Source organism: Micromonospora sp. CPCC 205546 (assembly GCF_036902715.1).
Taxonomy (GTDB): domain Bacteria; phylum Actinomycetota; class Actinomycetes; order Mycobacteriales; family Micromonosporaceae; genus Micromonospora.
In genome coordinates this window covers 60669-79914 of sequence record NZ_JBAKHL010000003.1, presented here as the reverse complement: position 1 = coordinate 79914, position 19246 = coordinate 60669, and the positions used below count along the sequence as shown (strand labels likewise).

Genomic DNA, 19246 nt, shown 5'->3' with positions numbered 1-19246 from the left:
GGGCGTGCCGTCGCCGGCTGTGGTCGGTGGTCCAACGCGGGCGGCCAGGCGCGCGCTGAGCGCCACCTTGGCTGCGAGGTGGTGGGATTGCTGGTGTCCGACAACTGGTGCGGTGACACGGGCACCTCCTCGTCCTATCGCGACGGGGTCAACGCCGGGGCAACGAGTTCCCCATGTGCCGGGAACTGCCGGCGCTCCCCGCCCGCATCCGGGAAACGCGGCTCACCTCGCCGTGGAAAACTGCGACCGGTGGGTGGCTGCGGCGGACCCGCTACCCGGCTGGGAGGTCCCGACATGACCAGTAAGTTCACCGAGCTTGCGATCGACTGCGCCGACCCCGACGGGCTCGCCCGGTTCTGGTGCGCGGTCCTCGGCTACGAGGTGCAGGACGAAGAGGACGGACTCGTCACGATCGGCTCCCCGGTGGTGCCGGAAGGCAGGAACCGCCTCGGCCCGGTGCCACCGACGTTGACGTTCGCGCGCGTGCCCGAGGGCAAGACCGTCAAGAACAGGCTCCACCTCGACGTCAACCCGACCGACACGGGGCAGGACGAGGAGGTCCGCCGCCTGCTCGACCTGGGCGCCCGGCACGCCGACGTCGGCCAGGGCGAGGAGAGCTGGGTCGTGCTCGTCGACCCGGAGGGGAACGAGTTCTGCGTCCTCGCGGACCGCTGCCCCTGATCGAGGGCCGCGCACCGCGCCGGCCTGCCTCCGGACGCCTCGAAGAACGGTCGGAAACGAATCAAGGCCCCTCGGTAGATAGTCCGTCATCGTTCGCCGGGGTCCGCTGGTGTGTGGGCAGGTTGTCACTCAGTTGGTCACGCAGACAGGACGGCTTGGCCTACGCACCCGCTTCCGGAGGGATACGTCGTAGCCACCGCCACCCGTGTCACTGACCTGGGCTCATGCCATCCGGGTACGCATCGTCCAGCGGAAGGCGATCGGGCCGTCGTCCGCGGAATCGGCGCCCGTCTAGCGTTCGAAATGCTCGTAGCCGCCGTAGTGCTCGATCTTCACCCTCTCGCCGGCAGCCACGGCTTTGAGCAGGCGACGTTCGGGCGGAAGGTCCGCCGGACAGTTCTGGCGAATGACGTCCGGAAACAGGATCCCGACGCCTTGTCATTCGACGGTAATCAATCGAGGGAACGGGCCCCACCTCTCACGGGCCCCTATCGGGAAAGCCGGTGGCGGCCGCATTCGCCGATCCACGTTGCTTACCCGGTGATTACCGGCTTGTTTCACGGCGCATCGTATGTTCGTCAGCGCGGCAACAGACGAGATAACCCCGCACCGCGGTCACCGCGAACAGGAGTCAGCATGGCAAGGTTGGGCTCCACCGTGCCGGCCGGCAAGGCCGACAGTCCGCCGTCGTTCCCGATGCGCCGCTCCGGGTGCCCCTTCAACCCGCCCCCGGAGTACGAGACGCTGCGCTCGACGGAACCGGTGTCCCGGGCCATGCTTCGCGACGGCAGCATCGTCTGGCTGGTCTCGCGGTACGCCGACGTCCAGGCCGCGCTCACCGACGCCCGGATCAGCAGCGACAGCACCATCCCGGGCATTCCCCTGGCCGGCGGTTCCATGGTGGACCCGCAAGGACGGCGTTCGTCGTTCGTCCGAATGGACCCGCCCGAGCACGACGTGTACCGCAAACTGCTGATGCCCGACTTCACGATGCGCAAGATCCGCACCCTGCGCCCGCGGATCCAGCAGATGGTGGACGATGCGCTGGACGTCATGCGGGACAGTGGCCAGCCCGCCGACCTCGTGAACCTGGTGGCGCTACGGGTGCCGTCGGTGCTCACCTGCGAACTTCTCGGCGTGCCGGAGTCCGAGCACCACTTCTTCCAGACCCGCGCGAATGTCCTGCTCGAGCGCGGCGTCACGATGAACGAACTCCGGACCGCCGTGATGGAGATGCGCACCCGCATGCTCGCCCTGTTGGACGAGAAACGCCGTAACCCGGGCGACGACATCCTCACCAAACTCGCGCACGCACCGGCCGAACTCGAGCTGGCGGATTCCGAGCTCGCCGGCGCGGCCCAGAGCGTGCTGAACGCATCGCACGAGTCGACCGCCAGCATGATCGCCCTCGGCACGCTGGTCCTGCTGGAACACCCCGGTACGCTCGCCGAACTGAAAGCCGACCCGGCCCTGTGGCCCAAGGCTGTCGAGGAGTTGCTCCGCTACCTCAGCGTCGGCGATCTGGTTCTGCCCCGGATCGCCAAGGAGGACGTCGAGATCGCGGGACAACGGATCGCGGCCGGTGAGGGTCTGTATCTCCTCACCGCCTCGGCCAACCACGACAAGGACTTCTTCGAGGACCCGGACACCTTCGACATTCATCGCTCGACGCGCGGGCACATCGCGTACGGCTACGGCATCCACCAGTGCATCGGCCAGAACATCGCCAATGCGGAGCTGGAGATCGTCTTCGAGACCCTGTTCCGGCGGTTCCCCGACCTGCGCTGCACCGTGCCGCTCGAGGAGTTGTCGTACAAACACGAGAGCGCCTTTTTCGGCGTCTACGAATTGCCGGTCACCTGGTGAACCGGTGAGACGGAGCGGCCGCTCGCGTTGCCACTGCGGTGTGTGGTCGCGCTCGGCAAGCACCGCGAACTGCAACGGCGAGACCGCGATAAGGCTGGAAAGGACTGGCTGCCGAGCAACCTCGTGTTCGCCAGCGCGGTCGGTTGCCCCCTGGACGCCGACAACGTCCGGCGCGCGTTTCGCAGGGTTGCCGCCCGCGCAGGTCTGACGGCCGCGGACTGGACACCCCGGAGCGGTAGTCACTCAGTTAGTCACCCAGGAAGCACTAGAGGGCACATCCATCGATTGGATGTGCCCTCTCACCTGGTCGGGGTGGCCGGATTCGAACCGACGACCTCTTCGTCCCGAACGAAGCGCGCTACCAAGCTGCGCCACACCCCGAGGCGTGCCGACAAATAGTAGCCCACCCCGGTCGGGGGTCCAAGTCGGTACCCCCACCGCCGTGCCGGCTCTCCCGACCACGCGGGAAGCGCCCGGCACCGGGTGCACGCTGCACCTGATGTCGTGGACGGTTCAGCTCGACAGGGCGCACGCACCTCGGGCCCGGACGGATCAGCGCCGCGTGTGCCCCGAGTCACCCCGCTCGGATGACCGCCGGTCCGCCGGGCCCGGGCAGTGGCCCGGCGGACCGCAGGCGTACGGGTCAGCGGGGGATCAGGGTGAGGACGCTCGCCTCGGGCGGACAGGCGAACCGGACCGGCGCGGTGGGGTGCGTGCCGAGCCCGGCGGAGACGTGCAGCCAGGAGTCGGAGCCGGGCCAGCGGTGCAGGCCGCGTGCCATGGAGCGGGGCAGGCCGCAGTTGGTGACCAGCGCGCCGACCCCCGGTACGCAGACCTGGCCGCCGTGGGTGTGCCCCGCGAGCAGCAGCCCGAAGCCGTCGGCGGCCATCCGGTCGAGGACGGCCGGTTCGGGGGAGTGGGTGAGTGCGATCGACAGGTCGGCGCTCGGCGACACCGCCCCGGCCACCGAGTCGTAGTCGTCCCGTTCGACGTGCGGGTCGTCCACCCCGAGCAACTCGACGACCCGGCCGCCCGCCTTGACGGTGGTGCGGGCGTTGTTCAGGTCCGCCCAGCCGGCGTCGACGAAGACGTCGCGCAACTCCTCGTGCGGCAGCTCGACGCCCTCGGCGTACTCCCGGTCGGGCAGGAAGTAGGTGAACGGGTTCTTCCAGACCGGCCCGGTGTAGTCGTTGGAGCCGAAGACGGAGGCCCCCGGGAAGTCGAGCAGCGGCTGGAGGGCGCGCAGCACGCCGGGTACGGCGCCGGGGTGCGCCATGTTGTCCCCGGTGACCACCACCAGGTCGGGGTCGAGGGCGGCCAGCGACGCCACCCAGCGCTGCTTGCGCCCCTGGTCGGGCATCATGTGCAGGTCCGACAGGTGCAGGATCCGCAGGGGCTCCGCGTCGGCCGGCAGCACCGGCACGTCGTACCGCCGCAGGGTGAACATGTTGCGCTCGACGAGTGACGCGTACGCCAGGGTCGCCGCGCCGAGGGCGGCGGTCCCGGTCGCGAGCCGGAATAGTGTGCGCTTTCGCATGGCGTTCAGGGTAGTTTCACCGACCATGAGCACGCTGAAGGACCGTCTGACCGCCGACATGCGCGCCGCCCTGAAGGCGCGCGACGAGCTGACCACCTCCACGCTGCGGATGGCGCTCGCCGCCGTCGGCACCGCCGAGGTCGCCGGCAAGGCCAAGCGCGAGCTCACCGACGACGAGGTGCTCGCGGTGCTGGCCAGGGAGGCGAAGAAGCGCCGGGAGGCCGCCAGCGCCTTCGGCGACGCCGGCCGCACCGAGCAGGCCGCGAAGGAGGTCGCCGAGGGCGAGGTGCTGGAGCGCTACCTGCCGAAGCAGCTCCCCGACGCCGAGCTGACCGAGTTGGTCGCGGGGGCGCTCGCCGCGGGCGGCTTCACCGGCAAGGCCCAGATGGGCCCGGCCATGAAGGCGGCCCAGGCGGCGGTGGCCGGCCGGGCCGAGGGCGGTCGGGTCGCCGCCGAGGTACGCCGACAGCTCGGCCTCTGACCCCGCCGCACCGGCCCGCGTACGCGAAACGGGCGGGCACCCCGCGAAGGGTGCCCGCCCGTGGCGTTCGTGCGGCCGGCTCAGCCGCCGGGGCGACCCGGCGGACGGCCCGGGTTGGTCGGCGGTCCGCCGTTGCCGGGCGGCGTGCCCGGGGTGGCGGCGCCGCCGGCGCTGATCTGGATGGTCACCACGCCGCCCTCGATGGTGCGGCCGTCGGGGCTGGTGCCGGCGGCCTTGCCGGCCGGGCAGCTCGACGGGACCTTGATGTCGGAGATGACCGCGTCGAAGCCCTCCGCCTTGATCCGGGACTTCGCCTGCTCCGGGTCCAGGCACTTCACGTCCGGGATCCGACGCTGGTCGCCCTCCCGGATCTTCTGGCCCGGGGCCTCGAAGTTGACCCGCTTCTTGCCCTTCATGGCGGCCTTCAGCGTCTCGTAGACCGGCGGGTTGATGCCGTCCTTCTGCTTGTGCTTCATCTTGACGTTGGTCTGCGGCCAGTCCGGGTCGGCCATGATGCCGGCCACCGCGTACTGCTTGGTCATCGCGACCAGGGCCGCGCTCTTCTCCGAGTCGGTGGTGCCGGACTTGCCGGCCACCGGCGCGTCGACGGCCTGCTTGACCTCGGCGGCCGTACGGCTGCCGCCGCACTTGCTGGTGGAGGAGTTGTCACCGACCGGGCAGCGGGCGGCGTCGACGGCGGCGCGGGCCACCTCGGTGCTGACCCGCTTCTCGCAGCTCGGGTTGGCGATGTCGAGCTTCTTGCCCTCCGGGTCCTTGATCTCCTGGACCGGGATCGGCTCGCAGTACTTGCCGTCCGCCGCGAGGGTGGCGTAGGCGTTGGCCAGCTCCAGCGGGGTGGTGTTCGAGACGCCCAGGGTGAACGCGCCCCAGTCGTGCGCGGCCGCCTTGTCGTTGGCCCACTTGCTCTCGTTGCTGACCCGGAACTGGATGCCGAGCCGCTTGGCCACGTCGACCACGTTCTCCGCGCCGACCTGCTGCTGCAGTGGCACGAAGTACGTGTTGATCGACTGGGCGAAGGCGCTCCACATGTTCTGCACGCCGCCGGCCCTCTTGCCGGAGTTGGTCGGGCAGTACTTGTTGGTGCCCGGGCAGGCGGCCGGGCTGCCCGCCTCGACGATGTACTCCGACTTGAAGGCCTGCGGAGCGTTGATCGTGTAGCCGAGCGGGATGCCCTTCTCCAACGCCGCCACGATGGTGAAGATCTTGAAGGTCGAACCGGCCTGGTAGCCCGTGAGGCCGTCACCGCCGGTGAGCAGCGGGTTGACGGTGTTCGGGTAGTTGCCGCGCTTGCCCCTCTTGCGCTGCTTGGGGTCGCTGTGCTCCCTGTTGGCCGGCTTCTTCGGGTCGTCGAGCTTGAAGTTGCGGTTCACGGCCAGCGCCCGCACCCGGCCGGTGCCGGGCTCGACCACCGCCACCATGGCGGCTTCCTTGCTCTTCTCCGACTTGGCCTTGCGGACGGCCTTGTCGGCGCCCCGCTGGGCCTGCGGGTCGAGCGTGGTGACGACGGTGTAGCCGCCGCTCTTCAGCCGCCGCTCCCGGTCGTACGAGGTCGAGCCGAACGTCTCCTGCTGCATCCACCAGCGGTAGAAGTAGTCGCAGAAGAAGCCCCAGCCCTTCTCGTTGGTCGAGACGCAGCCGTTGGGGGCCCGCTTGCCGGTCACCACGAGCTTGGTGGCCTTGGCCGCGTCCGCCTCCTGGCGGGTGATGGCACCGGTCTCGACCATGTTCTCGATCACGTAGTCGCGCCGGTCGCTCGCCGCCTTGTAGCCGCTCTTGGTGGTCGGGTCGTTGGTGCTCGGCGCCTTCACCATGCCGGCGAGCATGGCTGCTTCCTCGATCTTCAACTTGCTCGGCGGCTTGTTGAAGTAGACCTGGCTGGCGGCGTAGATGCCGTACGCGCCGTTGCCGAACGCGGCGATGTTGAGGTAGCGCTCCAGGATCTCGTCCTTCGAGAGCTCCTTGTCGATCTGGATCGCGTAGCGCATCTCGCGCAGCTTGCGGGCGCTGGTGTCCTCGGTGGCCGCGACCACGTCCGCCGGGTGGCTCGCCGAGTAGGCGATGGCGAGCCGGACGTACTGCATGGTCAGCGTCGAGGCGCCCTGCTGGCTGGACGCGTTGGACTGGTTGTTGACGAAGGCCCGGGCGATGCCGTTGAGGTCCACGCCGTTGTGCTTGTAGAAGTCGTGGTCCTCGGCGGCGATGATCGCCTTCTGCATGATGGGCGCGACGTCCTTGAGCTTGACGTCCTTGCGGTTCTCGTCGTACATGGTCGCCAGCGGGGTCTTGCCGTCGGCGGCGAGCAGGTGGCTGATCTGCGGCGCGCGCGCCACCGTCAGCTCCTTGGGTAGAGCGCCGAAGGTCTCGGCGCCGGCCTTCGCGGCCAGTCCGGACATCGCCACCGCGGGGAAGGCCGCCGCCGCGACCACCACGCCGGCCAACAGGCCACAGATGAGTAGCGATGCGGCGTTGGTCAGCACATTGTGGTCACGTTTCCGCATCCAGGTCACCTCGACAGGGTACGCGAGTAGGGAACGAGGGGCGCCGGGGCGTTCTTTCCCCATTTCCTGCGCGCGCCGACCTCGTTGTGCTAAACGCACGACCCCCGGTGTGTGGTTGCGTGAATCCGGCGTCGAGTCTCCCTCCTGACGGAGGAGGCTCGCAGCGTTTTCACGGACCCGGACGGGGTAACCGGCGGTCGCGAAGCCCGGGAAGCCGGGAGTGTCCGGAATGATGGATTTCGCCGACAACGTTGCGTAATCAGCCGACTACAGAGCATGATGGTGGCGGCGACAGCGCCACATGTCGTCCGTGCCGCCTTGGGGAAGGCCGGCCGGGCGCTCGGGGGGAATTGCCGGCTGGTCCGCGACGGGGTCGGTAGGTACTGCAAGGGGGGACGTGTACAGATGGGCATGATCACTGACTGGCCGTCGCTGGCGGCGTGTCAGAACGGGGACCCGGACGCGTTGTTCGTACAGGGCGCCGAACAGAACGTGGCGAAGCGGATCTGCCGGAGCTGCCCAGTTCGGTACGAGTGCCTGGCCGACGCGCTGGACAACCGGATCGAGTTCGGCGTGTGGGGCGGCATGACCGAACGCGAACGCCGCGCGCTGTTGCGCCGTCACCCCCAGGTGGCGAGCTGGCGCAAGATGTTCGAGGCCGCGATGAAGAAGAACGCCAAGGACAAGTCCGGCAAGGACAAGATCCTCGTCACCACCGCCGGCTGAGCACCGTCACGGCCGGCTGATCGCCGCGCCGATCGTCCGCAGCCCGTCGACGTCGTGCACGTCGGCGGGCTGCGCCGTCACCGAGACCGCCGGCACCGCCGGGAACGCCTCGGTGAACCGGGCCGCCACCTGGCGCTCGCGTACCGCCTGCTGGGCCAGCGCGGCGTGGGCCCGCAGCACGTCGACGGTGCCCTCGTGCCCGCCGAGGCCGGCCAGCCGCTCCGCGCCGGCCAGGCTCGCCGCCGCGTCGAGCCCGGGCACCGCCGAGCGGTGCACCCGGTTGAGCACCAGGCCGGCCAGCGGCATCTTCTCCTCGCGCAGCCGGCCCGCGAAGTAGGCGGCCTCCCGGACCGCGTCCGGCTCCGGCGCCGCGACCAGCAGGAACGCCGTCTCCCGCGCCTGGAGGATGCGGTACGTCTGCTCGGCCCGCTGCCGGAAGCCACCGAACATCGAGTCCAGCGCGGCGACGAAACCGGAGAGGTCGGTCAGCAACTGCGCCCCGAGCACCTTCTGCACGACCTTGCTGAACATCCCGAACGAGGCCGTGACCAGGCTGAACATGCTCCGCCCGCCGGTACGCGCCGGAGCCAGCAGCAGCCGCAGCATCCGCCCGTCGAGGAAGCGGGACAGGCGGGCCGGGGCGTCCAGGAAGTCCAGCGCCGAGCGGGACGGCGGGGTGTCCACCACGATCAGGTCCCACTCGCCCCGTGCGTGCAGCTGGCCCAGCTTCTCCATCGCCATGTATTCCTGCGTGCCGGCGAAGGTGGAGCTCATGGCCTGGTAGAAGGGGTTGGCGAAGATCTCTTCGGCCTTCGCCCGATCGGTGTGCTGGAGCACCACGTCGTCGAAGGTGCGCTTCATGTCGAGCATCATGGCGTGCAGCTCGCCGCCGCTGGCCTCGACGTCGATGCCCTTGACCTGGCGGGGGGTGTTGTCCAGCTCGGTCAGCCCGAGCGACTGGGCCAGCCGGCGGGCCGGGTCGATGGTGAGCACCACCGTGCGCCGACCGTGCCGCTCGGCGGCGCGCAGCGCGAGCGCGGCGGCCGTGGTCGTCTTCCCCACCCCGCCCGCCCCGCAGCACACCACGATCCGGACGCCCGGATCGGCGAGGATCTGGTCGACGTCCAGCTGCGGCGCCGCGTCTTCGGAAGGCACGAATCGAGCGTATCCGGCCGGGTCGGTCCGTGCGCCCGTGCCCGTGGCAGGTGTGAGTCAATCCGCCCGGACGAGGGTCGCGGCGAGCCGGTCCAGACCGGCGCGGTCCACCCCGTCGGGCAGCAGCGGCAGCTCGGTCATCGGCAGCCCCAGCTCCACCAGGTCGGCCCGCAGCGTCTCCTCCAGCTCGCGGCGGACGGCCTGGTCACGCGCCTCGGCGGCCAGCCCGGCGACGGTGTCCCGGTCGGTCGGCAGCCCGGCGGCGCGCAGCCCCCGCTCCAGCTCGGCGGCGGCCACCACCCGTCCCGCGGGCAGCGGCGGCCGGGCCCCGTTGACGATCACGCGCCCCACCGGGAAACCGAGCCGTGTCAGCTCGGCGATCGCGTCGACCGTCTCCTGGACCGGCATCTCCTCCAGCAGGGTGACGACGTGCACGGCGGTGATCGGGGAGCGCAGCAGGGCGGCGACCCCCTCGCTCTGGGTCTTGATCGGGCCCATCTTCGCCAGGCGGGCCGTCTCGGCGGTGACGTTGAGGAAGCGGCCGATCCGCCCCGTGGGCGGCGCGTCCAGCACCACGGCGTCGTACGCGCGCCGCTGGCCGACGGTACGCGTGGTGGCCTCCTTCACCTTGCCGGTGAGCAGGACGTCGCGCAGGCCCGGGGCGATGGTGGTGGCGAAGTCGATCGCGCCGAGCTTGCGCAGCGCCCGACCGGCCGCGCCGAGCTTGTAGAACATGTCGAGGTACTCCAGCAGGGCCTCCTCGGCGTCCACCGCCAGGGCCCGCACCTCCCCGCCGCCCGGCGCGTCGGTCAGGTGCCGCTCCTCGTAGGGCAGCGGATCGGTGCCGAAGAGCTGGGCGACGCCCTGGCGCCCCTCGACCTCGACCAGCAGCGTGCGCCGGCCGCCGGCGGCCAGCGCCAGGGCCAGCGCCGCGGCGACGCTGGTCTTGCCGGTGCCGCCCTTGCCCGTCACGACGTGGAGGCGTGCCGGCCACTGCGTGCCGGCCGGATCGGCCGGCGATTCTGCTGCTCGCACCCGTCGAGCCTATCCAGGGCGGTGGCTCAGGCGACCTCGCAGACCCACCAACCCGTCTTCTTCACCACGGTGAACCGCAGGTCCTGGTCGGCGACCTTCTCGTCGGCGGTGGTCATGGTGACCTTGGTGGTGACCGTGGCCCGGTCACCGGTCTGGTTGTCCACCCGGGGGGTGCTCCACCGGAACCGGGGGTTCTGGTGGGTCGAGACGTGCTTCTCCACCTCGGCCACCTTGGCGGCGATCTTCTTCTCGTCGCGGGACGAGGAGCAGACCAGGCCGGCCGCCCGGTCCGCGTCGCGCTCCTGGTAGACGGCCTTGAGGAACTCGTCCACCGCGACCGTCGGCTCCTTGGCCCCCTCGCCGCTCTCGGCGTCGCGCAGCGTCAGGAAGGTGGCGACGCCGCCGCCGGCGCAGAGCAGCAGGATCACGGCCAGGGCGATGCCGGCGATGAGCGCCCCGCGCCTCTTCTTCGGCGCGGCGGGCGGCTGGTAGGGCGGGTAGCCGGCCGGAGGCGGCGGGATCGACGCGTCACCGGCGGCGGTCGGGCCGGGCGGATAGGCGGTCGGGCCGGGCGGGGCGGCGGTCGGGCCGGGCGGATAGGTGGCCGGGCCGGGCGGGGCGGCGGCCGGGCCGGGCGCCCCGGCGGTGTCGGGAGCGGACGGGAAACCCGGCTGGTCGGCCGGCGGTCCGGCGGGGCCACCGCTGGGTGGTTGGGTCATCTCATCCCCCGGGGTGCGACGTCGTCGCCTGACCGGGCGACGAGCGTGATCGAGCTGGCGGCGAGCCGGCGAGCGCCCGTCCGACCGGAAGGGTAGCGGTCGGTTCCCCGCCCCGGGGGGCGGCAGGGTGCCATCAGCTTCCCGACCGGCAGTGTGTCGTATATGTGACTTTGAGTGATCGATCGTGCGCGTCCGGTTGTCGGGGCCGCCGCTGTGGACCTAGGTTCTCAGCGGCGCGGGGGACGGGTCGGGCGGAGGGCCTGACCCGCAGGTGATGACGTGACCAGGTATGACGGCCGGAGGCAAGGCATGCGCGACGTGGACAACAACCCTCGAGCCCAGTTCCCGGCGGGCGACCGGGCACGGCGGCCCGACTCCTCCGGGAACGCCGAGGGTGGCGCCGGCCTGCCCATCAACGAACGGTCGTACCGGCGGGTCGCCGAACCCGTCGAGGCGGTCCCCGCGCCAGCCCGGTCGGGCCCGGGCGCAAGGGACGACGAGGAGCCCGGGTTCGTCATCCACCTGCCGATCCGGGTCGCCGACCTGAAGGCGGCGACGGCGCTGGCCGGGACCGTCGCCACCTCGCTGAGTTTCCTGGTCGAACTCGACGCCGGCGAGACCACCGTGTCCAGCACGGACGACCAGAACAACCGGCACCGCGTCTTCTGCGACCTGCTGCTGTCGGACCGCTCCCGCTGCCCCCAGCCGTACGGGCACGGCGGCCCCTGCGGCGAGGTGCCGGCGCCCCCGGAGCAGCGTCCCGCGCCCCGCCCGTCCGTCGGACCGTAGGCTGTGCGTCGAGAAGTCGAACTCCAGCCAAGGGAGCCCTCCACCTATGCAGAAGTGGGAATACTCCACGGTCCCGCTGCTGGTCCACGCGACCAAGCAGATCCTCGACAACTGGGGTGAGGACGGGTGGGAACTCGTCTCCGTGGTTCCCGGTCCCAACCCGGAGCAGCTCGTCGCCTACCTGAAGCGGCCGAAGGCATGAGCAACGGTCCGCACGCGAAGCTCGCCGAACTCGGGCACACGCTGCCCGAGGTGGTCCCGCCGGTGGCCAGCTACGTGCCGGCCGTCCAGTCCGGGCAGCACGTCTACGTCTCCGGCCAGCTGCCGATGGCCGAGGGGAAGCTGCTCGCCACCGGCAAGGTCGGCGCCGGCGTCTCCGCCGAGCAGGCCAAGGACCTGGCCCAGCGGTGCGCGCTCAACGCGCTGGCCGCGATCGACTCGCTGGTCGGCCTGGAGAACGTCGTCAAGGTCGTCAAGCTGACCGGCTTCGTGGCGTCCGCGCCCGGCTTCACCGCCGTCCCGGGCGTGATCAACGGCGCGTCCGACCTGTTCGGCGCGGTCTTCGGTGAGGCCGGCCGACACGCGCGCAGCGCCGTCGGGGTGGCCGAGCTGCCGCTGGACGCCCCCGTCGAGGTAGAGGTCATCGTCGAGGTCTCCTGACCCGTGCCACCTGCCCCGCGATCTTGCGTACCGCGCCCGACGAAAGCCGCTAAGCGGGACGTATCTCGGGCCGGAACCGCAAGATCGCGGGCAGTGGCGGGCGGGGCCGTACGATCGCAGCCATGACCGGGCACTTCACCGCGCCGGCGGCGGCGCTCGCCGGCGAACTGCCGGACTGGGTGACGCTGCTGCGTGCCCCGAACCCGGGGCCGATGACGCTCGACGGCACCAACACCTGGGTGCTGCGCGCCCCCGGCCAGGAGCACGCCGTCGTCGTCGACCCGGGCCCCGCCGACGAGGGGCACCTGGCGGCGATCGCCGCGCTGGGGCCGATCGGCCTGGTGCTGATCACCCACGGCCACCCCGACCACACCGACGGCTCGCGCCGCCTGCACGACCTGCTCGACGGGGTCCCCGTACGCGCCGCCGACCCGACGCACACCATCGCCGGGGAGCCGCTGGCCGAGCCGGGGGAGCACCTCGGCGACCACGGCCTCGACATCCGGCTCGTGCCGACCCCCGGGCACACCGGCGACTCGGTCTGCTTCCTGGCCGGCCACGGCGACGAACGGGTGGTCCTCACCGGCGACACGATCCTGGGCCGGGGCACCACCGTGGTCGCCCACCCGGACGGGCACCTCGGCGACTACCTGGCCAGCCTGGAGCTGCTCTCGACGTACCGGGGGATCACGGCGCTGCCGGGGCACGGCCCGGCGCTGGCCGACTGCGGCGCCGCCGCGGACTTCTACCTGGCCCACCGCCGCGCCCGGCTCGACCAGGTCAGGGCGGCGCTCGCCGCCGGCGCCACCACCCCCGCGGAGGTGGTCGCGACCGTCTACGCGGATGTCGACCGCTCGCTGTGGTGGGCCGCGGAGTGGTCCGTGCGGGCCCAGTTGGAGTACCTGGGCCGGGAATTCGGCGGAGGCGCCGCGGGGTTGGAGCAAGCGTGACCTGCCCGGTGTGCGGAACCGTCGCCGTGCCCGGCGCGCGGTTCTGCCACAACTGCGGGGCCGCCCTGCCGGCCGCCGCGACGCTGCCCGCGGCCGAACGCCGCGTGGTGACGGTGCTCTTCGGCGATCTGTCCGATTTCACCTCCTGGTCGGAGGACCTCGACCCCGAACGCGTCGGCGCGGTCACCGACCGGGTGCTCGCCGCCCTGGCCGGGGCGGTGAAGACGTTCGGCGGGCACGTCGACAAGCTCACCGGCGACGGGATCATGGCAGTCTTCGGCGCGCCCGTCGCGCACGAGGACGACGCCGAGCGGGCCGTGCGCGCCGCGCTGTCGATGCAGCGGGCGGTCCGCCGGGTGCTCGACGACGAGCGGGGCGGCGGTGCGCCGCTCGGCCTGCGGGTCGGCCTGAACACCGGTGACGTCATCGCCGGCATCCAGGCCGCGATCGAATACACGGTCATCGGCGACACCGTCAACACCGCCGCCCGGCTGGCCGACGCCGCCGCCGTCGGCGCGGTCTACGCGGGGGCGCGCACCTCCGCCGCCACCCGGCACGTCGCCTCCTGGCGAGCGCTGCGCCCGCTGCGACTCAAGGGCAAGCGCGAGCCGGTCGAGGCGTACGAGCTGCTCGGTCTGCTGGACGCCCCGGGCACCCGGTCGGGCCTCGGCGACGAGGCCCCCTTCGTCGGCCGGGAGACCGAGATCGGCCGGGTCGCCGGCCGGCTGGCCGAGGTGATCGACCGTGCCGAGCCCCGGGTGCTGCTGATGACCGCCGAGGCCGGGATCGGCAAGTCCCGCTTCGCCGCCGAGGTGGAACGCCTCGCGGCCGGCTACGACGTCGGCCCGGGCCGGTACGCCGCGCACACCGGTGCCCGGGTGCTGTCGGTGCGCTGCGCCGCGTTCGGCGAGCGGCGCCGGCTCGCACCCCTGGCCGACCTGGTCCGGGCGGCCGTCGGCCTGCCCAACGACGCCGCCACCGCGCTGACCCGCCCGGCCGTCGAGGAGCGCCTGCGCCGGCTCGGGCAGCGGGTCAGCCGCTCCGGCGAGTCGACGCCGATCGCCATCGACCAGCTGCTGGCCCTGCTCGGCTACGCCGAACTGCCCGGTGGGGGCCCGGCGGACCAGGGCGAGTGGGGCACCGCCCAGCCCGCCGACGCCGAGGCGGTGCCGAACGCGGTCGCGGACCTGCTCACCGCGCTCGCCGGGGAGGCGCCCCTCGTGGTCGTCGTCGACGACCTGCACGACGCCACCGCCGAGACCATCCAGGCGCTCGGGGTCACCCTGTCCCGGCTCGCCGGACCGGTGCTGGTGCTGCTGCTCGGTCGGCCCGAGCTGGTGCGTACCGCCGGGGCGCTGACCCGCGTCGCGGACGCCGAGGTGCACGCGCTGCCGCCGCTGCGCGGCGCCGACGCGGCCCGGCTGCTCACCACCTACCTCGGCGGCGGCAGGCTGCCGCAGGCCGACGCCGACCGGCTGCTGGCCACCGCCCAGGGCAACCCGTTCTACCTGGCCGAGCTCGTCACCCTGCTGATGGAACGGGGCGCGCTGACCGCCGTCGCCGAGCGGAACTCGCCGAGCCCGGGCGGCTGGCGCCTGGTGCCCGGGTCGCTCGGCAGCCGCCTGCTCTCCCGCGACCTGGCCGCCGTGCTCGCCGCGCGCATCGACGCGCTGCCGGCGGAGGCCCGCTCCGTGCTGCGGGACGCGGCGGTCGTCGGCGACACGGTGCCGGACGGGGCGCTGGAGGCGCTGCGCGAGCAGCGGGCCGGCCGCGACGGCCGGCCGGCGGCGGTGGTTGCCGTCGAGCTGGAGCGGGCGGTGGAGGAGCTGCTGCAACGCCGCATGCTGCACCGCACCCGCACCGGGTACGCCTTCGCGACCCCGCTCATGCGGGAGGCCGCGTACGCCGGGGTGAGCAAGGCCGAGCTGGCCGAGCGGCACGCGGCGCTGGCCCGGTGGGCGGCGGCCGACCCGCCGACGGGGGCGGGCGCGCCGGGTGGCTTCGCCGAGGCCGCGCGGGACGTCTTCGTCGCCCAGCACGTGGAACGGGCCGCCGCGCTGGCCGACGCGGTCGGGCTGCGGCCGGACGCGCCGGCGCGGGCCGTCGTCGGTCTGGGCGTCGCGGCGCTCGGCGGGGCCGCGCGCCGGTCGTTGCAGGAGGGCGAGCCTGCGCTGGCCGTGGAGTACGCCGAACGCGCCGCCGAGCTGGCCCGCGACGGGGTGCCGGCGGCCGACCGGGTGGTGCACGCGCGGGCGCTGCTCCAGATCGGCCGCCCCGCCGACGCCCTCGCCTTCGCCGAGAAGATCGCCGCCAACGCCGGCGACGAGTCCGTCGTGCGGACCAGCGCGCTGCTGCTCGCCGGGCAGGCCCACCAGACCATGGGCGACCAGACGCGCGCGGTGGCCTGCTGGCAGGAGGCGTCGCAGGTCGCCACGGCCGGCGGGCTGCCGACGCTGCGCGCCTCGGCGATGCGCCGCCTCGGCATGGCGGACTTCGTCGCCGGGCGGCTGGGGCAGGCCAGCAGCCGGCTCGCCGCGTCGTACCAGGTGAGCCTCCAGGCGCAGGACCGCCGGGGACAGGCGTGGTCGTTGCAGAACCTGGCCTGGGTGACCACGACCCGGGGCGACTTCGCCGGCACCGACGCCGTGCTCGGCCGGGCCGCCCGGCTCTTCGCCGAGCTGAAGGACCCGTACGGGCGGGCCTGGCTGCGCGGCACGACCGCCTTCGCCCGGCTGCTGGCGGGCCGGCTGCGCGAGGCCTGCCGGATGGCGCAGGTCTTCCTGCCGTTCGGCGAGCGGGTCGGCGAGGCGTGGGCGGTGGGCACGTTGCGCGCGGTCGAGGCGTTCGCCACCGCCGAGCTGGGCGAGCTGGCCGAGGCGGACCGGGGCGCCCGCCGGGCGTACCGGGAGTTCGCCGCCGCCTCCGACGACTGGGGGCGCGGGTTCGCGCTGGTCGTCCGGGGGGTCGTGGCGCGCGGGCTGGGTGAGCCGGGGCACGCCGCCGACCTGCTCACCGACGCGCTGTCGTACGCGGAGCGGACCTCGCACCCGTTGCTCACGGGGATGGCCGGCACGCTGCGCGGTTTCGTGGCGCTGGATCTGGGCGACTGCGACACGGCCGAGCGGGACGCCCGCTCGGTGCTGACCGCCGTCGAGCCGCACAACCCGCAGGCGCCCGTCCAGGTGGGACCCCGGGTGCTGCTGGCCACCGCCCGACTGGCCGCCGGCGACTCCGCGACCGCCGTCGGGCTGCTCGCCCCGGTGGCCACCGCCGCCGCCACCGTGCCCTCGCTGCTCTTCTCCCGCCGCCAGACCATGGCCCGGTACGCTTCCGCGCTGCTCGCCCACGGTCAGTGCGAGCAGGCGCTGGACTGGGCGATGCGGGCCGTCACCGCCCCGGCGGAGGACGTGCGCAGCCAGGTGGTCGCCGCGAGGGTGCTCGCCGAGGCACTCGCGGCCTGCGGCCGGACGCAGGAGGCGCTCGCCAGCGCCGAGGAGGCGGTGCGCCTGGCGTACGCGACCGAGCAGCGCAGCGAGCGTCCCGCCGCCGACGCCCTGCGCGCCCGCCTCGCCACCCCCTAGTCCCGTCATGTGACAAGGTGTGGCGGTTCTGGGGATGCGTTGTGTCGGGGGTGGCCGATAGCGTGTCAGGTCCGAGGGGCGGTCGGTCGTGCGACCGCGTCGGGTCTGGGGAGGGCCGTCATGAGGTTGCCGCGTTCGGCCGCCGGGTGGACGATCGCGGTCTTCGGCGTGCTGGCCCTGCTCATGGGCGCGGTCGGGCTGCTCTGGCCGGAGGTGCTGCTGCGCCTGCTCGGCCTCGAGGTGCCCGAGACCCGTGCCGCCGGCGACCACACCGGCACCTTCCTGACGGCCTCCTCGATGGCCTCGTTCAACATGGGGGTCTACTACCTGCTCGCCACCGCCACCGAGTGGCGCTCCTTCTTCCGCTTCACGGTGCCGTTCCGGCTGGTCACATTCGCGGTGTTCAGCATCGCGGTGCTGGCCGACGTCGCGCCGGGGCGGTTCTTCGGGGTGGCCCTGTGGGAGGGGCTCGGCGCGGTGGGGACCGCCGTCGGGCTCTGGTGGGACGACCGCCGCGCGGGCCCGGGGGCGGTGGGCCGCCAAGGCGGTTCCGTCGCCGGTGCCGTCCCGGCCGCTGACGCGGTTCACTGAGCCGCCGGTCCGGTTGGGTATTTTCAGAGCTGTGACCGAGACTCCGCCCGGTGCCCTGCCGGTGCCCATCGTGCCCGGTCTGACCGATCTGCGCGTATTTGCCCGGGGAGGCTACGCGACGATCTACAAGGCGACCCAGATCTCGGTCGGGCGCGAGGTCGCGGTCAAGGTGGAGAACCGCACGCTCGACAGCGAGCACGACCAGGCCCGCTTCCTGCGCGAGGCGCGGGCCGCCGGGCGGATGTCGTCGCACCCGCACGTGGTCGACCTCTTCGACGTGGGGGTCACGGTCGACCAGCATCCCTACCTGATCATGGAGCTCTGCGACGGCTCGTACGCCGAGCGGATGCGGACCTCGCCGCTCGGGCCGGCCGAGGCGCGCGACCTCGGGGTCAAGATCGCCGACGCGATCGCCCACTCGCACGCGGCCGGGGTGCTGCACCGCGACGTCAAGCCGGCCAACATCCTCCACTCGCACTTCAACTCCGCGGTGCTGGCCGACTTCGGGCTGGCGGTCGTGGCCGAGATGCGCGACGCCTCGGTCGCCCTGGAGGTGCTCACGCCGGCCTACGCGCCACCGGAGATGTTCAACCACAGCCCGCCGTCGCCCGCCGTCGACGTCTACGCCCTCTGCGCCACCCTCTACGCGGTGATGCACGGCCGCCCGCCGCGCTGGCAGTCCGAGCGCAACCCCAGCCTCGTCACCGTGCTGGAGATGTTCCACCAGCCGATCCCCGGCCTGTCCGGGGTGCCGGACGAGATGATCGACGTGCTCCGCGCCGGGATGTCGAACGATCCCGGCGAGCGTCCCTCGGCCGTCGAGCTGCGGGACCAGCTGGCCGGTCTGCCGCTCGGTCCGGCCGGCTCCCCGGTGGGCGGCACGGGCGTGCCGGGGCCGGTCGGCACGGGGCCCGGCCCCGTCGGCCCGTACGCCGTCGACCACGTTTCCCGGCCCGCTCCGCGAGCGCCGGTGGAGGACCTGCACCCCACGGTGCCCACCGTCGGCCGGCGGCGTCGGCGGCGCTGGTTCCTCGGTGGCGCCGGGATGGTCGCGTTGGCCGCTTCCGCTGGCGCCGGTGCCTGGCTGGGGGGCGCGGTGGTCAATCCCGGCCCCGCGCCGACGGCCGACGTGGCGGCGACGAGCGTGGCGGCGACGAGCACGGTGCTGCCCGCCTGCGCCCTGACGGCCGGGTTGCCCGTCGGCGCGGGCTGTGCCGACGAACTGGAGTGCTTCGGGCCGATGGAGGTGCGCGGCGCGCGGGCCCGGGCGTCCCGGGTGCCCTGCGACGGCCAGCACACCTGGGAGAGCTACGCCGAGGGCCGGCTTCCCGAGACACTGGTCGGTGCCGGCCACGACGAGGTCAGCGCGGACGCGGCGGTGCGCCAGGTCTGCAACGAGACCACCTTCCGGCTCACCAGCGGGATCAGGTTCGCCGACGGCTGGAACCTGGAGGTGCTGCCCCCGGCCGGGGCCGACACCGACCGCAAGTACCGCTGCCTGGCCGGGCGTGGGCTGGACGCGCTCGCCTCACCCACCCTCACGGGCCGCTGAACCGCCGCGCCCCCGGTGGTGCTCCCGCATGGCGCGGACGGCCTCGCGGTGGTCCAGCGACTCCAGCGTGTCCGCGTCGATGCCGTAGAGGCCCCCGGCCGGCTGGCCCGGGCCGCCCGGCGTGACCGCCGGCTCCGTGGCGTCCTCCTGCCGGGCCGCCGCCACCGACACCGCCGCGATCATGGTGGTCAGTACGCAGAGCAGCGCCAGGGTCACCCCGACGAGATCCTGACGGCCCCACCCGATCAGCGTCACCAGCAGGGAGAACGCCAGCAGTGCCGCGGCAACCGCCTTCGCCCGCGCGTCGGGCCTCGGAATTCGCACCCGTCCAGGATGTCCGAGCGGGGCCCGCTGTCAACCGGGAGGCCGACGCCGGATGCGATGATCTCCGCCGGGGATCGTCC

Annotated in this window: 18 protein-coding genes and 1 tRNA gene; 11 read left to right on the top strand and 8 right to left on the bottom strand. The window is 72.9% G+C overall.

Going from position 1 to position 19246, the window contains the following annotated elements; all coding sequences use genetic code 11:
- The first annotated feature begins 294 nt into the window (after window positions 1-294).
- Window positions 295-681 (top strand): VOC family protein, encoded by a 387-nt coding sequence (locus V6U77_RS01735; protein ID WP_334604304.1) that lies wholly within the window; start codon window positions 295-297, stop codon window positions 679-681.
- Window positions 682-972: 291 nt separating this feature from the next.
- Here the strand turns inward: V6U77_RS01735 and V6U77_RS29990 are convergent, their stop codons facing one another.
- Window positions 973-1089 (bottom strand): DUF5988 family protein, encoded by a 117-nt coding sequence (locus tag V6U77_RS29990; RefSeq protein ID WP_442934353.1) that lies wholly within the window; start codon window positions 1087-1089, stop codon window positions 973-975.
- A gap of 237 nt (window positions 1090-1326) precedes the next feature.
- Between V6U77_RS29990 and V6U77_RS01730 the strand changes: the two genes are divergently transcribed.
- Window positions 1327-2547, top strand: a complete 1221-nt coding sequence (locus tag V6U77_RS01730; protein WP_334604302.1) for a cytochrome P450 — start codon at window positions 1327-1329, stop codon at window positions 2545-2547.
- A gap of 304 nt (window positions 2548-2851) precedes the next feature.
- Here the strand turns inward: V6U77_RS01730 and V6U77_RS01725 are convergent.
- Window positions 2852-2928, bottom strand: a tRNA-Pro gene (locus V6U77_RS01725).
- Window positions 2929-3190: 262 nt separating this feature from the next.
- Entirely contained in the window at window positions 3191-4084 is an 894-nt protein-coding gene (locus V6U77_RS01720) for a metallophosphoesterase (RefSeq protein WP_334604301.1), read from the bottom strand.
- 25 nt (window positions 4085-4109) lie between these two features.
- Between V6U77_RS01720 and V6U77_RS01715 the strand changes: the two genes are divergently transcribed.
- Window positions 4110-4565 carry a GatB/YqeY domain-containing protein gene (locus V6U77_RS01715; protein ID WP_334604300.1) on the top strand — a complete coding sequence of 152 codons (456 nt, stop codon included), beginning with the start codon at window positions 4110-4112 and terminating at the stop codon, window positions 4563-4565.
- 80 nt (window positions 4566-4645) lie between these two features.
- Here the strand turns inward: V6U77_RS01715 and V6U77_RS01710 are convergent, their stop codons facing one another.
- A complete protein-coding gene (locus V6U77_RS01710) occupies window positions 4646-7084 on the bottom strand; it encodes a penicillin-binding protein (RefSeq protein ID WP_334604299.1) in 2439 nt (812 codons plus the stop codon).
- A gap of 405 nt (window positions 7085-7489) precedes the next feature.
- On the opposite strand from V6U77_RS01710, the gene V6U77_RS01705 reads away from it, so the two are divergent.
- Window positions 7490-7810 (top strand): WhiB family transcriptional regulator, encoded by a 321-nt coding sequence (locus V6U77_RS01705; protein WP_334604298.1) that lies wholly within the window; start codon window positions 7490-7492, stop codon window positions 7808-7810.
- 6 nt (window positions 7811-7816) lie between these two features.
- Here V6U77_RS01705 and V6U77_RS01700 read toward each other — a convergent pair whose 3' ends face one another.
- The 3 genes from V6U77_RS01700 to V6U77_RS01690 are packed head-to-tail and all read right to left on the bottom strand — an operon-like array spanning window position 7817 to window position 10719.
- Entirely contained in the window at window positions 7817-8965 is a 1149-nt protein-coding gene (locus tag V6U77_RS01700; RefSeq protein ID WP_334604297.1) for an ArsA family ATPase, read from the bottom strand.
- Between the two features lie 57 nt (window positions 8966-9022).
- Window positions 9023-10000: an ArsA family ATPase gene (locus V6U77_RS01695; protein ID WP_334604296.1), complete on the bottom strand. Its 978-nt coding sequence runs from the start codon at window positions 9998-10000 to the stop codon at window positions 9023-9025.
- A 26-nt stretch (window positions 10001-10026) separates the two neighbouring features.
- Window positions 10027-10719 carry an Rv0361 family membrane protein gene (locus V6U77_RS01690; RefSeq protein WP_334604295.1) on the bottom strand — a complete coding sequence of 231 codons (693 nt, stop codon included), beginning with the start codon at window positions 10717-10719 and terminating at the stop codon, window positions 10027-10029.
- Window positions 10720-11028: 309 nt separating this feature from the next.
- Between V6U77_RS01690 and V6U77_RS01685 the strand changes: the two genes are divergently transcribed.
- The 7 genes from V6U77_RS01685 to V6U77_RS01655 all read left to right on the top strand — a co-directional run bounded on the left by V6U77_RS01685 (window position 11029) and on the right by V6U77_RS01655 (window position 18842).
- Window positions 11029-11508 carry a hypothetical protein gene (locus V6U77_RS01685; RefSeq protein ID WP_334604294.1) on the top strand — a complete coding sequence of 160 codons (480 nt, stop codon included), beginning with the start codon at window positions 11029-11031 and terminating at the stop codon, window positions 11506-11508.
- Between the two features lie 46 nt (window positions 11509-11554).
- Window positions 11555-11710, top strand: coding sequence for a DUF4177 domain-containing protein (locus V6U77_RS01680; protein WP_018222171.1), 156 nt, complete (start codon window positions 11555-11557; stop codon window positions 11708-11710).
- Entirely contained in the window at window positions 11707-12168 is a 462-nt protein-coding gene (locus V6U77_RS01675; protein ID WP_334604293.1) for a RidA family protein, read from the top strand. Before V6U77_RS01680 ends, V6U77_RS01675 begins: the two co-directional genes overlap by 4 nt.
- 122 nt (window positions 12169-12290) lie before the next feature.
- Window positions 12291-13118 (top strand): MBL fold metallo-hydrolase, encoded by an 828-nt coding sequence (locus V6U77_RS01670; RefSeq protein WP_334604292.1) that lies wholly within the window; start codon window positions 12291-12293, stop codon window positions 13116-13118.
- Entirely contained in the window at window positions 13115-16699 is a 3585-nt protein-coding gene (locus V6U77_RS01665; protein WP_334604291.1) for an adenylate/guanylate cyclase domain-containing protein, read from the top strand. Before V6U77_RS01670 ends, V6U77_RS01665 begins: the two co-directional genes overlap by 4 nt.
- Window positions 16700-16819: 120 nt before the next feature.
- Window positions 16820-17290 (top strand): hypothetical protein, encoded by a 471-nt coding sequence (locus V6U77_RS01660; protein WP_334604290.1) that lies wholly within the window; start codon window positions 16820-16822, stop codon window positions 17288-17290.
- 31 nt (window positions 17291-17321) lie between these two features.
- Complete coding sequence (locus V6U77_RS01655; RefSeq protein ID WP_334604289.1) at window positions 17322-18842, top strand: serine/threonine-protein kinase; 1521 nt, start codon at window positions 17322-17324, stop codon at window positions 18840-18842.
- Here the strand turns inward: V6U77_RS01655 and V6U77_RS01650 are convergent.
- Window positions 18819-19166, bottom strand: a complete 348-nt coding sequence (locus tag V6U77_RS01650; protein ID WP_334604288.1) for a hypothetical protein — start codon at window positions 19164-19166, stop codon at window positions 18819-18821. The two genes, V6U77_RS01655 and V6U77_RS01650, sit on opposite strands and share 24 nt — an antisense overlap.
- Window positions 19167-19246: the final 80 nt, after the last annotated feature.

Bases quoted from the DNA above. Each gene is read 5' to 3' on its own strand.
- V6U77_RS01735 (WP_334604304.1), top strand. From the start codon at position 295: ATGACCAGTAAGTTCACCGAGCTTGCGATCGACTGCGCCGACCCCGAC.
- V6U77_RS01720 (WP_334604301.1), bottom strand. From the start codon at position 4,084: ATGCGAAAGCGCACACTATTCCGGCTCGCGACCGGGACCGCCGCCCTC.
- V6U77_RS01715 (WP_334604300.1), top strand. From the start codon at position 4,110: ATGAGCACGCTGAAGGACCGTCTGACCGCCGACATGCGCGCCGCCCTG.
- V6U77_RS01710 (WP_334604299.1), bottom strand. From the start codon at position 7,084: ATGCGGAAACGTGACCACAATGTGCTGACCAACGCCGCATCGCTACTC.
- V6U77_RS01705 (WP_334604298.1), top strand. From the start codon at position 7,490: ATGGGCATGATCACTGACTGGCCGTCGCTGGCGGCGTGTCAGAACGGG.
- V6U77_RS01690 (WP_334604295.1), bottom strand. From the start codon at position 10,719: ATGACCCAACCACCCAGCGGTGGCCCCGCCGGACCGCCGGCCGACCAG.
- V6U77_RS01685 (WP_334604294.1), top strand. From the start codon at position 11,029: ATGCGCGACGTGGACAACAACCCTCGAGCCCAGTTCCCGGCGGGCGAC.
- V6U77_RS01680 (WP_018222171.1), top strand. From the start codon at position 11,555: ATGCAGAAGTGGGAATACTCCACGGTCCCGCTGCTGGTCCACGCGACC.
- V6U77_RS01675 (WP_334604293.1), top strand. From the start codon at position 11,707: ATGAGCAACGGTCCGCACGCGAAGCTCGCCGAACTCGGGCACACGCTG.
- V6U77_RS01670 (WP_334604292.1), top strand. From the start codon at position 12,291: ATGACCGGGCACTTCACCGCGCCGGCGGCGGCGCTCGCCGGCGAACTG.
- V6U77_RS01660 (WP_334604290.1), top strand. From the start codon at position 16,820: ATGAGGTTGCCGCGTTCGGCCGCCGGGTGGACGATCGCGGTCTTCGGC.